The organism is Proteus sp. G2626, from assembly GCF_009915985.1.
Lineage (GTDB): Bacteria > Pseudomonadota > Gammaproteobacteria > Enterobacterales > Enterobacteriaceae > Proteus > Proteus vulgaris.
Genome location: NZ_JAABNH010000027.1, coordinates 396,265 through 409,604, shown reverse-complemented (window position 1 = coordinate 409,604; position 13,340 = coordinate 396,265). Strand labels below are relative to the sequence as shown.

14 protein-coding genes are annotated in these 13,340 nt (G+C 38.9%); 10 read left to right on the top strand and 4 right to left on the bottom strand.

What is annotated here, in order from left to right:
• Positions 1-516: 516 nt before the first annotated feature.
• Complete coding sequence (gene mdtJ / locus GWJ05_RS14375) at positions 517-957, top strand: multidrug/spermidine efflux SMR transporter subunit MdtJ (protein WP_161681464.1); 441 nt, start codon at positions 517-519, stop codon at positions 955-957.
• 2 nt (positions 958-959) lie between these two features.
• Positions 960-1,292: a multidrug/spermidine efflux SMR transporter subunit MdtI gene (gene mdtI, locus GWJ05_RS14370; RefSeq protein WP_006536614.1), complete on the top strand. Its 333-nt coding sequence runs from the start codon at positions 960-962 to the stop codon at positions 1,290-1,292.
• A 514-nt stretch (positions 1,293-1,806) separates the two neighbouring features.
• Here the strand turns inward: mdtI and GWJ05_RS14365 are convergent.
• Positions 1,807-2,151, bottom strand: a complete 345-nt coding sequence (locus tag GWJ05_RS14365; protein WP_036936665.1) for a RidA family protein — start codon at positions 2,149-2,151, stop codon at positions 1,807-1,809.
• Positions 2,152-2,234: 83 nt separating this feature from the next.
• Here GWJ05_RS14365 and GWJ05_RS14360 point away from each other — a divergent pair, with 83 nt between their 5' ends.
• From GWJ05_RS14360 to rnd, 5 genes are all read left to right on the top strand, one after another.
• The gene (locus GWJ05_RS14360; RefSeq protein ID WP_087802345.1) at positions 2,235-4,178 is read left to right on the top strand and encodes an ATP-dependent DNA helicase; all 1,944 of its coding nucleotides are present in this window, start codon (positions 2,235-2,237) and stop codon (positions 4,176-4,178) included.
• A gap of 92 nt (positions 4,179-4,270) precedes the next feature.
• Positions 4,271-4,972 carry a tRNA (adenosine(37)-N6)-threonylcarbamoyltransferase complex dimerization subunit type 1 TsaB gene (gene tsaB / locus GWJ05_RS14355; protein ID WP_036936668.1) on the top strand — a complete coding sequence of 234 codons (702 nt, stop codon included), beginning with the start codon at positions 4,271-4,273 and terminating at the stop codon, positions 4,970-4,972.
• An 86-nt stretch (positions 4,973-5,058) separates the two neighbouring features.
• Complete coding sequence (locus GWJ05_RS14350; protein ID WP_036936671.1) at positions 5,059-5,655, top strand: Slp family lipoprotein; 597 nt, start codon at positions 5,059-5,061, stop codon at positions 5,653-5,655.
• Between the two features lie 300 nt (positions 5,656-5,955).
• Positions 5,956-7,644 (top strand): long-chain-fatty-acid--CoA ligase FadD, encoded by a 1,689-nt coding sequence (gene fadD / locus GWJ05_RS14345; RefSeq protein ID WP_036936674.1) that lies wholly within the window; start codon positions 5,956-5,958, stop codon positions 7,642-7,644.
• A gap of 98 nt (positions 7,645-7,742) precedes the next feature.
• On the top strand, positions 7,743-8,861 hold the full coding sequence (gene rnd, locus GWJ05_RS14340) for a ribonuclease D (protein ID WP_036936677.1): 1,119 nt from the start codon (positions 7,743-7,745) through the stop codon (positions 8,859-8,861).
• Between the two features lie 388 nt (positions 8,862-9,249).
• On the opposite strand, the gene minE is transcribed toward rnd, so the two are convergent.
• From minE to minC, 3 genes are read right to left on the bottom strand one after another with little or no spacing between them, the layout of a single operon-like run.
• Positions 9,250-9,519 (bottom strand): cell division topological specificity factor MinE, encoded by a 270-nt coding sequence (minE, locus tag GWJ05_RS14335; protein ID WP_023582089.1) that lies wholly within the window; start codon positions 9,517-9,519, stop codon positions 9,250-9,252.
• Positions 9,520-9,522: 3 nt separating this feature from the next.
• Positions 9,523-10,335, bottom strand: a complete 813-nt coding sequence (gene minD, locus GWJ05_RS14330; protein ID WP_036936680.1) for a septum site-determining protein MinD — start codon at positions 10,333-10,335, stop codon at positions 9,523-9,525.
• A 22-nt stretch (positions 10,336-10,357) separates the two neighbouring features.
• Positions 10,358-11,059 carry a septum site-determining protein MinC gene (gene minC, locus GWJ05_RS14325; RefSeq protein WP_036936683.1) on the bottom strand — a complete coding sequence of 234 codons (702 nt, stop codon included), beginning with the start codon at positions 11,057-11,059 and terminating at the stop codon, positions 10,358-10,360.
• A 133-nt stretch (positions 11,060-11,192) separates the two neighbouring features.
• Here minC and GWJ05_RS14320 point away from each other — a divergent pair, with 133 nt between their 5' ends.
• From GWJ05_RS14320 to GWJ05_RS14310, 3 genes are read left to right on the top strand one after another with little or no spacing between them, the layout of a single operon-like run.
• Positions 11,193-11,480 (top strand): YcgL domain-containing protein, encoded by a 288-nt coding sequence (locus GWJ05_RS14320; RefSeq protein ID WP_036938993.1) that lies wholly within the window; start codon positions 11,193-11,195, stop codon positions 11,478-11,480.
• Positions 11,481-11,504: 24 nt separating this feature from the next.
• A complete protein-coding gene (locus tag GWJ05_RS14315; RefSeq protein ID WP_036936686.1) occupies positions 11,505-12,632 on the top strand; it encodes a lytic murein transglycosylase in 1,128 nt (375 codons plus the stop codon).
• Positions 12,633-12,683: 51 nt separating this feature from the next.
• Positions 12,684-13,340, top strand: coding sequence for a fumarylacetoacetate hydrolase family protein (locus GWJ05_RS14310; RefSeq protein WP_036936689.1), 657 nt, complete (start codon positions 12,684-12,686; stop codon positions 13,338-13,340).

Sequence of the window (13,340 nt, the reverse complement as noted above, 5' to 3'; positions counted from 1 at the left end):
TGGTCAATATCTTTAAGCATAATTACAGCAATTTAGATGAATAAAACTGCTGAAAGAACAGAAAACGCCTGATTAACTATGCAATCTGATTTTGCTTAGAAACTAAAACTCAAATAAAACCAATCAATTAACAAAAAAATTTTGCGAAAAGGCATTGCTTTAAATAATTCGGCATGATAGAAATATCATGTAACATTTAACCATCTTATATGAGGGTTCGGAGTATATCGTGCGGATGGTCTGTGCGATGAAAGAATAAATAATCATGACTAGCGCCAAAAGCGTCAAAGTTAAACGTTCTACCTATAAGTTATTCCTTTCTGCTATTTTATCCAGTGAACACTACTGGTGTGGCGCATTATAGAAATCTCTCATCTTAATTCCTGACACAATCAGGAAATGACGTTGCCTTAACGTTCGGCTTTTATTGCCGCCAGAAAGACTATCTACATATTCTCTATCTTCCTGCGCAAGAAACGTTTCGGCGTATTTCAAATGTGTATGAGAGATGAAAAAATGATTTATTGGATATTTTTAGCATTAGCTATTGTTTGTGAAGTTATTGGCACTTTATCAATGAAGTACGCCAGTGTAAGCGGTGGTTACACCGGAATGATAGTGATGTGGTTAATGATTGCCACTTCCTATATCTTTTTAGCCATAGCCGTTAAGAAAGTGGCATTAGGTGTAGCATATGCACTGTGGGAAGGTATTGGAATTGTCATTATTACGACATTTAGCGTTCTGTGGTTTGGTGAATCACTGTCACCATTAAAGTTAGGTGGTCTAGCGATGTTAATTGCAGGGATCACACTTATCAAATCGGGTACTAAAAAATCGGCTGTTACGAAGAAAACAACAGATTCGGTAAAAAGTATCGCGGGTAAAGCCAAGTATGTTGCGAGTGCTGTAAAAGGAGCAAATAAGTCAATTCCTGCCAATATCAAGGAGGCTTAATTATGTTAGCTCAATTTGAATGGTGGCATGGTGCATTTTTAATATTGGCTGTAGTACTTGAAATCGTTGCAAATATATTTTTAAAAATGTCTAACGGCTTTAGCCGAATGGGATTAGGAATATTATCACTGGTTTGTGTTTTAGGTGCTTTTAGCGCACTAGCAATGGCGGTCAAAGGGATCGAGCTTTCGGTTGCTTACGCCTTATGGGGTGCTTTCGGAATTATTGCAACTATTGCCGCTGGTTGGATTTTATTTAATCAACGACTTAATTATAAAGGATGGGGGGGGATTATATTATTACTGGTTGGTATGGTAATGATTAAGTTTGCCTAAATCTAATTAACAGAATAAATGATATTTTGATAATGTTCGAAATCTAATTATCACAGCAAAGTCAGAGACAATAAAAAAGCTGAATTTTTATAAATTCAGCTTTTTTGTTATCTCTACAAATTTAATCTATTTGGAACGATATCTATAAAATTTAATTTTTTCTTCGTTGCCCTAAAAGTAAGCCCATGTTTGCGAATACCAAAAGGGAGGAACAAACGCGATTAAAAATACGTTTAGATTTAGGTTTCACTAAAAGTTGTTGCATATGCAAACTTATAGCTACATAAAGCACAATGGCAATAAATTCGAGCAGTAGAAAGAGCGTGCCTAAAATTTTAAATTGGTAGCCAAAAAATTTTATGGGCCTTTTGAGTTTTTCTTAACATTTATGGGAACGAGCCATATTGCTGAAGTATATGGTAATGAACATTTATCAGATTATTATCTTGATTTAGCCGATAAATTAAATTCAAAAAATAAGCACCCATAAATCCGGGTGCTAATAACAGTGCAATTACATTGCCGCAATAATTTTAATTTCGACTTTATATTCAGGATGCATTAATTGTGCTTGCACAGTACAACGTACAGGCGCGCTACCTTTAGCCACCCATGCATCCCATGCTTTATTCATCCCTTCAAAGTCGGCTTTATCAGCTAAAAAGATTGTCACATCAAGAATTTGAGTTTTATCAGAACCTACACGCTGTAATAAGACATCGATTGCCGCTAATGTGTCTGCTGTTTGTTCAATAATATCGCCTGATAAATTCTCTGGTACAGCGGTGTAATAAATAGTGTCATTATGAATAACCGCTTCAGACCAGCGATCTTCGGGGTCGATACGTTTAATTGTCATTGCGTTCTCCTTTGTATTAACGGCATAGGTGGTACTTTTGATTATCCACTGGCATAATTTACGTCTTATTTTATAAAAAGAGTATGCCTGTGTCAGACGATTTTGCAGAAAACGGGATTTTAACCCGAACTATTCCTGGATTTCATCCCCGTGAAGCTCAACGACAAATGGCGAAATCAATAATAGATATTATTGATAAGCAGGGTGTACTTATTGCGGAGGCTGGTACGGGAACAGGGAAAACCTATGCTTACCTTGTACCTGCTTTGCGTTCAGGTAAAAAAACCATTATTTCAACAGGTTCTAAAGCCCTACAAGATCAACTTTATAATCGAGATTTACCAACGATCATTAAAGCCATTAATTACGATGGCAACACAGCATTATTAAAAGGGCGCTCAAATTACCTGTGTTTAGAACGACTTGATCAACAAATGCTCAGTGGTGGTGATCTGGAAGCTGAAGTATTGTCTGATGTGATGTATATACGTCAATGGTCAACACAGACAGAAGATGGTGATGTTAGCCGTTGTCACAGTGTTGCAGAAGATAGCCGAGTTTGGCCTCTAGTTACGAGTACTAACGATAACTGTTTAGGAAGTGATTGCCCTCGTTATAAAGAGTGCTATGTTCTAAGCGCACGTAAAAAAGCAATGGATGCGGATGTCGTGGTGGTTAATCACCATTTATTTATGGCGGATACTGTCGTTAAAGATACCGGTTTTGGTGAACTAATTCCGGAAGCTGAAATTATGATCTTTGATGAAGCTCATCAAATTCCGGATATTGCCAGTCATTATTTTGGTCAACAACTGACGAGTAGACAACTTTTTGATCTCGCTAGAGATATGACCGTTGCTTATCGCACAGAAGTACGCGACCAAGTTCAATTGCAAAAAAGTGCCGATCGATTAACACAAATGGTCATGGATTTTCGCTTAGTATTAGGAGAAACAGGCTATCGAGGGAATTTACGTGAACTGCTACAAGGTGGTGAAACAAAACGTTTTCTTACGTTGCTTGATGATGCGTTAGAACTAAGTTATGACGTCATGAAGCTCTCATTAGGGCGAAGCCAATTACTCGATAGCGCCTTTGAACGAGCCACGATTTATCGCAACCGCTTAAAACGCCTAATTGATACTACAATTCCTGGTTATAGCTACTGGTTTGAAAGTTACGGTCGTCATTTTTTACTGGCTATTACGCCACTTTCTGTTGCAGATAAATTTCGTGAATTAATTAAATCACATAAAAGCAGTTGGGTATTTACCTCGGCAACGCTTTCTGTGAATGAGCAAATGTCTTATTACACGGATAGATTGGGGTTAGAAAATGCCACAACGCTGATTTTAAATAGTCCATTTGATTATCAGCATCAAACATTACTTTGTGTTCCTCGTTATTTACCGCCATTAAATCAGCCTTATACTGCAAAACGTTTAGCAACGATGCTAACGCCTGTTATTTTAAAAAACCAGGGGCGCTGTTTTTTCCTCTGTACTTCACATGCCATGATGCGTGGACTTGCTGAAGAATTTAAAGTCAGTTTGCCTTTGCCTGTATTAATGCAAGGGGAAATGAGTAAAACACAATTACTGCAAAAATTTGTCTCATCAGGAAATGCACTGCTAGTGGCAACTCAAAGCTTTTGGGAAGGTGTGGATGTGCGTGGCGATACACTTTCTTGTGTCATTATTGATAAATTACCTTTTACGGCACCCGATGATCCTTTATTAAGGGCACGTATTGAAGATTGTGAATTACGGGGTGGTGATGCATTTCGCGATGTTCAAATTCCGGATGCTGTGATTAGTTTAAAACAAGGTGTTGGACGATTAATTCGTGATGTACACGATTATGGTGCGATTATCGTGTGTGATGATAGGTTGGTTTCTCGTGCTTATGGTGAGGTTTTCTTAAGCAGCTTGCCACCGTCACCACGCACTCGCTCACTCGAAAAAACGATGGAATTTTTGAGTCAACGCGCACAGCATGATGTAATACAAGAAATATCGGATTCATAATAGCGATTGTGCAGAATGTGTGTTTATTCTGTTGAACACTATTATGATATTATTCTTTCTCTTTTAATTATCGAATTTGCCGGAGTTATGGCGTGTCACTGCGAATTTTAGCAATTGATACTGCAACCGAATCCTGTTCGGTTGCAGTTTGGAATGAAGGCGTTGTTGCTTCACGTTTTGAAATCTCACCTCGTGAACATACACAAAAGATTTTACCTATGGTCAAAAGCGCCTTAGAAGAAGCGAACTTAACATTGCAATCATTAGATGCGCTCGCTTTTGGACGAGGCCCGGGTAGCTTTACAGGTGTTCGTATTGGTGTCGGTGTTGCACAAGGTATCGCGTTAGGTGCTGAATTACCGATGATGGGAATTTCTTCACTAGCTACCATGGCAGAAGGTGTATTTAGAACAACGGGCATCAAGCAGGTTTTAGTCGCAATAGATGCGCGTATGGGTGAAATTTATTGTGCACAATATCAGCGTAATGATAAAGGGATTTGGTTAGGCGAAGAAACAGAAGCGGTGATGAAACCTGAACACTTTGTTGAAGTTTTACAATCAACCACGGGCACTTGGGCAATGGCGGGGACAGGTTGGCAAGCTTACCCTGATTTAAAAGAGACATTGCCATTTACCGTTATTGAAACTGAAATTACACTGCCTGCAGCACAAGATATGCTACCGCTTGCTGTTACCGCTTGGCATGAAGGTAAAGCAACAAAAGTAGAAGAGGCTGAACCTGTCTATTTGCGTAATGAAGTGACGTGGAAAAAACTACCTGGCCGCGAATAGATTATGAGTATCTATTAGAAATCTCAGAGTAAAGCTATAATAGTATTATAGAGTAACGTCAATAATGACTTGCAATGAGGTGGTTTATGAAAAGACAATTAAACTACCGTTTAGTAAGCAAAGCGCTATTTTTGTCTGGTGCTTTGTTTCTAACGGGATGCGTCTCTATACCTGAATCAATAAAAGGAACATCAGCAACACCTGTCACTGATTTAAATGGTATTTTTGTAGCGCCTGAACTTTATGTAGGTCAAGAAGGTCGTTTTGGCGGACGTGTAATTGATGTTAAAAATCTTCAATCATCTACACAGCTAGAAATTGCCGTTATGCCACTTTCTCAATATGATGCAGCACCTGAATTACAACAACCATCTATTGGGCGTCTCTATGCAAATGTTATGCATTTCTTAGATCCTACTGATTATAAAAATCAGTATGTAACAGTTGTTGGTACTATCAAAGGTGTTGAGACAGGCAAGGTCGGTGACGCCAGTTATCCATTTTTACGCATGGATGTAACAGGCATGAAACGTTGGACTCTCACACAGCAAGTGATTATGCCAGCGCCTATGATGACATGGGGTTATTATGGTGATGGCCCATATTGGGGTTATTATCATGGATATGGTGGCTACGGTGGATATCCATATGGAACTGGTCAGGTCGTACCCGTTTTAGAATAAAAACGGGATTTGTGACTGCATGACGATATAATATTTTATCTCCATTTGGATGAAACGGTGTATAATTGATATCTATAATATATTAGGTAACTATCTAATAGCGTTATTAAAGTTGAATAAAAATAAAAGAGAGGGCGGTTTTGACCGCCTTCTTTTTTGTTAATCTAAAAATAAAATATTTAGTGACACACTTCGCATCTTCACAACAGAAAATTGTTTGTGCTGGTAGGATGAGTTAATACTTTGTTAAAAATAAAACATAATATTAACCAAGAAGTGCGATTAATCAGGAGTACTACTTTGGAAAAAGTCTGGCTTAAACGTTATCCGGCAGATGTCCCGGCTGAAATTGACCCGGACCGTTTCGCATCCCTTGCTGAGATGCTTGAAAACGCTGTCGCAAATTACGCAGATCAACCCGCCTTTATCAATATGGGCGAGGTCATGACTTATCGCAAACTTGAAGAGCGTAGCCGTGCTTTTGCAGCATACCTGCAAAATGGCTTAGGATTGAAAAAAGGTGATCGTGTTGCCTTAATGATGCCTAATTTATTGCAATATCCTATCGCGCTTTTCGGTATTCTTCGTGCAGGCATGGTTGTTGTAAATGTAAACCCACTTTACACACCAAGAGAACTTGAACATCAGTTAAATGACAGTGGTGCTAGTGCCATTGTTATAGTCTCTAACTTTGCGCATACGTTAGAAAAAATCGTATTTAATACCAGTATTAAACACGTTATTTTAACGAGAATGGGCGATCAGCTATCACGCCCTAAAGCGACCCTTGTTGATTTTGTTGTTAAGTATATCAAACGATTAGTCCCTAAATATAATTTGCCTGATGCCATTTCATTTCGTAGAGCAATGCATTTTGGCTATCGAATGCAATATATCAAACCTGAAATTACAGGTGGCGATTTAGCTTTCTTACAATATACAGGTGGAACAACCGGTATTGCCAAAGGCGCCATGTTAACGCATCGCAATATGCTGGCAAATCTTGAACAAGCCAAAGCGGCTTATGTACCTGCATTACATGTAGGTAAAGAGCTGGTGGTAACGGCATTACCGCTGTATCACGTCTTTGCTTTAACCGTTAACTGTCTGCTATTTATTGAGGTTGGAGGGAAAAACTTACTGATCACCAATCCTCGAGACGTTAAAGGAACAATTAAAGAGTTAGGGCGTTACCCTGTCACGGCTATTACAGGGGTAAACACACTCTTCAATGCTTGGTTGCAAAATCCAGAGTTTCGACAACTCGATTTTTCTAAACTCAACCTCTCTGTTGGCGGAGGTATGCCAGTACAAAGCAGTGTCGCCAAAGAGTGGGAAGAATTAACAGGTAAACATTTATTAGAGGGATATGGCCTAACGGAATGTTCCCCTTTAGTAACGGGTAATCCTTATAACCTGAAAAAATACAGTGGTAGTATTGGATTGCCTGTACCTTCGACTGACGTTAAGTTTATGGATGATGAAGGAAACGAAGTTGATCGTACTGTAGGCGGCGAGATGTGGGTTCGTGGGCCTCAGGTCATGAAAGGATATTGGAACCGTCCTGATGCCACTGATGAAGTTTTACATGATGGTTGGGTTGCCACGGGTGATATCGCGACAATGGATGACCAAGGTTTTATTCGCATTATTGATCGCAAGAAAGATATGATCTTAGTTTCAGGGTTTAACGTTTATCCCAACGAAGTCGAAGAAGTGGTTAGTGCTCACCCTAAAGTATTGGAATCGGCAGCAATTGGTGTACCAAGTAAGAGCTCGGGTGAGACTGTGAAGATTTTTATCGTCAAAAAAGACCTTACATTGACGGAAGATGAGGTAAAAACACACTGTCGTCGCTACTTGACAGGTTATAAGGTGCCTAAAATTATTGAGTTTCGCGATGAGCTACCAAAATCAAATGTTGGTAAAATTTTACGCAGAGAGTTAAGAAATGAAGAAAAACAGTTGAAAACCTCAACGGAATCTTGATACAACACTTAATAACCTTTTTCAATTTCGCCGGTTTATACCGGCGTTTTTGTCATTACATAAAAAGTCATTAGACATAAAAATAAGAGAAACTTGTTTTGAATTATCAATTGATTACGACAGACACTGCATTAGAAACTGCCTGTAAAGCCGCATCACAGGCTTCACAAATTGCTTTAGATACAGAGTTTGTCCGGATACGCACCTACTACCCACATCTTGGTTTGATCCAGATGTATGATGGTAAACAGATCTCTCTTATTGATCCGCTAGCAATAACCAATTGGACTCCCTTCGTTGAATTATTAACCCACCCAAATATCATGAAATATCTTCATGCAGGCAGTGAAGATCTGGAAGTCTTTTCTCACCAGTTTGGTTGTGTCCCCACACCGATGATTGATACTCAAGTGGTTGCCGCATTTTTGGGCTATCCGATTTCTTGTGGCTTTGCAACATTAGTTGAGAAATATGAAAATATTGCTCTAGATAAAAGCGAATCGCGTACGGATTGGCTCGCGCGTCCTTTAACAGAAAAACAGTGTCAATATGCCAGTGGTGATGTCTTCTATTTACTCCCTCTTGCTAAAAAGCTCATTGTAGAAGCACAAGACGCTGGTTATATGGATGCGATTACTGATGAATGTGAAATGATAGCAGAGCGTCGTCAAGAAATGGTTGTACCTGAGCTTGCCTACCGTGATATTAGTAATGCATGGCAATTAAAAGGCCAACAGCTAGCCTGCTTACAAATGCTTGCTCAATGGCGCTTAAATCAAGCTAAAGCTCGCGATATGGCATTAAACTTCGTTGTGAGAGAAGAGCATTTATGGTCTGTTGCTCGTTATCTTCCTTCCTCATTAGCAGAATTAGATGCTTTGTCGCTATCTGGGCAAGAAATTCGTTGTCATGGTCGTCGATTATTAGATTTTGTCGCGAAAGCGAAAGAAATGAAAGATGAAGATTGCCCTGAACCTATAAGCAATATCATTGAACAACCCAATTATAAAAAAGCGTTTAAAGCCATTAAGACGGTTATTCAAGAAATTAGTGAGGGAGAGCGTTATAACCCGGAGTTATTGGCTTCAAGAAGACAAATTAACCAGTTATTGAGTATTCACTGGAAAATAAAAGAAGGACAACCTGAACTTATTTCACGCTGGCGAAAAGCTGTATTAGAAGATAAATTGTCTGAAATTCTAGCGCAATATCCTTAATTTACTAAACGTTTATTTCTCCTATTAGTTGAATTATGAGATAAAACAAATCTACATAGTTCAATAAATAGACGAAGTTGATAAAATAGAAAGTAATGCATAATGGGAGTCTCTTTGGAGGCTCTTATTTTTTTGTACGCAAAAACACCTATAAAATAGGTGGTATTAACAATACATTAAATAGACAGACAGTAAAAATAAACACTCTTGTGGAATAAAAGAACTCCTTTGATTTATCGCTAATGATTAAAATAGCAACGAGATATAGCGCTATTTATGCATTCAGGTACATTCAGATTGTATATAATTAAACACAGAGCCAATCAAATTGATTATAGTTCATGGTTGGCCCTGTGAATAATGACTTATATAAAGCGTAAAATATGATTTACTTTGTCGGTTCTTCGCTTTCAGGTAAGGTCACATTTAGCTCTAATACAGAGATATCATCACCTTTTTGTTCAAATTGAACAGAAAGCATCTCTGGATCTATTTGCACATATTTACAGATAACACCTAATAAATCTCTTTTCATATCAGGTAAATAAGCTGGCTCGCTATCACCACGGCGACGTTCAGCGACGATAATTTGCAAACGTTCCTTGGCAATATTAGCTGTCGACTTTTTACGCGACAGGAAAAAATCTAGTAAAGCCATCTTTTACCCCCCAAAAAGGCGTTTCAGGAAGCCTTTTTTCTCTTCTTCAATAAAACGGAATGGATGTTCTTCACCTAACAAACGATTTACTGTATCTGAATAGGCTTTACCCGCATCAGACTCGCTATCTAAAATAACAGGTTCACCTTGGTTAGATGAACGTAAAACAGATTGGTCTTCGGGAATAACACCCAAAAGTGGAATGCATAGAATTTCAAGAACATCTTCCATGCTTAACATATCACCACGGCTCACTCGGCCTGGATTATAACGTGTTAATAACAGATGTTCTTTAATTGGGTCTTCACCGCGCTCTGCACGACGTGATTTAGAGGCGAGAATACCTAAAATACGGTCGGAGTCACGTACAGATGAAACTTCAGGGTTTGTTGTGATAACCGCTTCATCTGCAAAATAAAGGGCCATTAATGCGCCACTTTCGATACCTGCGGGAGAATCACAAATAATAAAATCAAAACCCATTTCATCGAGTTCATCTAATACTTGTTCTACACCATCACGAGTGAGCGCGTCTTTATCTCTTGTCTGTGAAGCAGGGAGAATAAATAAGTTTTCTGTACGCTTATCTTTAATCAATGCTTGATTTAAAGAGGCATCACCCTGAATAACGTTAACAAAATCATAAACAACTCTACGTTCACAACCCATGATAAGGTCTAAATTACGTAACCCAATATCAAAGTCGATAACAACCGTCTTATGACCTTTTTGAGCGAGGCCGGTAGAAATGGCCGCGCTGGAAGTTGTTTTACCAACCCCACCTTTACCTGACGTAACAACAATAATGCGTGCCATGGAGTGATTCCTTGTCGATGCTCTAAATTAAGTTCTCGATTGTTAATTCATTCTCTTGCAAACTCAGTTGTACCGATTTACCAACAAAGTCTGTAGGAATTTGGTCGCTTAGCCAATATTGACCAGCAATGGAAACAAGCTCAGCAGACAGATGTGTACAAAAAATATGACTCTCTTGATCACCCGATGCTCCTGCTAAGACACGTCCACGCAAAACACCGTAAACATGAACATTACCATCAGCAATTAATTCAGCGCCTGCACTTACATTACTCATAACGACTAAATCGCTATTTTGAGCATAAATACGTTGCCCTGAACGTACAGGAGTATGGATGATTTTGGTTTTTTGACGCACAACTGCCGGTGCTTCATTCGTTTTATCGTTATTTGCCTGAGTTGTTGGCTTCGCTATTTTACCCTCATTTAAGATAGGTAACTGTGCGGCAATTATCGCTTCTTTCTGTTGAGCGTCCGAACTGCCGCTAATTCCCACGACGCGTAAGCCAGCATCTTCTACAATTCGCCTCAGTTTTTTAAAATCAATCTTTTCATCTGCTAAAGCAGAGACATTGATAACTACAGGTGCGTTTTTCAGAAATTGAGGCGCTTGTGCAATTTTTTCTGAAATCGCCTGACGAATAACTTTCGGTGTTCCATCGTTTAAATGGAGTACTGAAAGGGTAAAATTACTGCCTTTTAACTCAATGGGCGTGTTTGACATCTATCTGACTCAGTAAATTTTTTATAATCTGGCACAAAAAACCAGAGACGATATTACGAAAGTATATAAGCATGTTATATTTACTAAAATATTCAGGCAAGTCGCTTATTTTAATAATTAGAGTTTAATGAAAATGATTTGTGCAATTTACCGTAGTACCAAACGTGATCAAACTTATTTATACATCGAAAAAAAGGATGATTTCTCCCGAATTCCGGACGAATTATTACAAAGTTTTGGCGAACCTCAGTTTGCAATGTTGCTTAATCTCGCGGATAGACAGCGTTTAGCGCATGCTGACATTGAAAAAGTCAAAAAAGCGTTAATTGATCAGGGATTTTACTTACAAGTTCCGCCACCTGTCGAAAGTATGTTAAATGCTTATTTAGATGAATTAAAAAAATCAGAAAAAACTGAATAAATCATCGAGATAAAAGGAGCATAAATGTTCAAATATTCGTTCATCGCTGTGATTGTTTCCGGTTTAATGTTATCTGCGTGTACTAATGGCCAACAAAAATTGGCGGAAAGGCAAATTAAAGTACCAGATCCAACAACGTTTGAAACACAAAAAACGTCCCGATGGAAACAAGTGAATGTTGCATCATTAGAACAGGCCTTTCCTAAAGATGCGCGCACGGTTGCCCAATTTCCGGCTTATGTCGATGCATTAAAATTGAAGGCAGCTCAATTAGGTTATAAACAAGAAACAATAGATTTTGCTTTTTCAGAAGTACATTTTATTGAACGAGTGATTAAATCTGACCGAAATCAACCGGAAAAGAAAATTACACTCGATGTTTATCTACCTCGTATTGTTACTAATGGACGTATAAACCAAGGCGCTAATCTCTATCAAGCAAATCAAAACACCCTAGAACAAATAAGTAAGAAATATGGTGTGCCGTCAAATTATATTATTGCGTTATGGGGGCTTGAAAGTGGTTTTGGCAAAGTGCAAGGCAAAGAAGATGTTGTTTCAGCCCTTGCTACATTAGCGTTTGAGGGACGTCGAGAAGAGCTGTTTACACGCCAACTGATGGCCGCGCTTGAAATTATCGAGGAAGGACACTTACCTCAAGGCCAGCGCTTGAAAGGCTCTTGGGCGGGTGCAATGGGGCAAACTCAGTTTATGCCATCCTCTTTCCTCACTTATGCGGCAGATGGTAATGGTGATGGAAAAATTGATATCTGGAATACACGTGAAGATGCATTTGCTTCTGCTGCTAATTATTTAGCAACTGAAGGCTGGAAAAGTGGACTTCCTTGGGGGGAACAGGTTACTTTATCGGTAGATTTTAACCCACAACTTGAAGGCATTAAGGCCGAGCAACAAAAAACGGTTGCTCAATGGAAAGCATTAGGTGTTCAATTACCTGCTAATAGTCAATTAAGTGACGATATGCCGGTATGGTTAATAATTCCTGATGATAATTTGCATAGAAGTTATTTAGTGACACAAAACTTCCGCACAATTATGCATTGGAACAGTTCTTACTTCTTTGCCCTTAGCATTGTGACAATGGCTGATGGCGTTGCTAATAAAATAAACTCACTGCCTAACGCAGGTTAGTCATATCTGCAGTGAAATAAAACACAGCAATTTACCTAAAAGGAACACATTATGTATCAACATCGCGATTGGGAAGGTGCGTTACTTGATTTTCCTGTCAATAAAGTCATTTGTGTTGGCAGTAACTATGCAAATCACATTAAAGAGATGGGGTCAGTTCGTTCAGAAGAGCCAGTGATTTTTATTAAGCCAGAAACCGCTATGTGTGATCTTCGCCAACCTATTGCAATTCCTAAAGATATGGGTGCCGTTCATCACGAAATCGAATTAGCCGTACTTATCGGTCAACCACTGAAACAAGCTAATGAAGATAGAGTTGATCGTGCAATTGCTGGTTTTGGTATTGGTCTTGATCTTACGTTACGTGATTTACAAGGTAAATTGAAAAAAGCAGGGCAGCCATGGGAAAAAAGTAAGGCGTTTGATGGCTCCGCCCCATTATCAGGTTTTATTCCAGTCAATTCATTTGGTGACCCACAAAATGCCAATTTAATATTGCGTGTTAATGACGAGATTCGTCAGCAGGGTAACAGTCGTGATATGCTTACCCCTGTTTTACCCCTTATCAGCTATATGTCTCGCTTTTTCACCCTACGCCCTGGTGATGTAATTTTAACGGGAACTCCTGAAGGAGTTGGCCCTCTAGAATCGGGTGATATGTTGGTATTAAGTGTTAACGAGCATCAGCTGACAACGCGGGTTATTTAA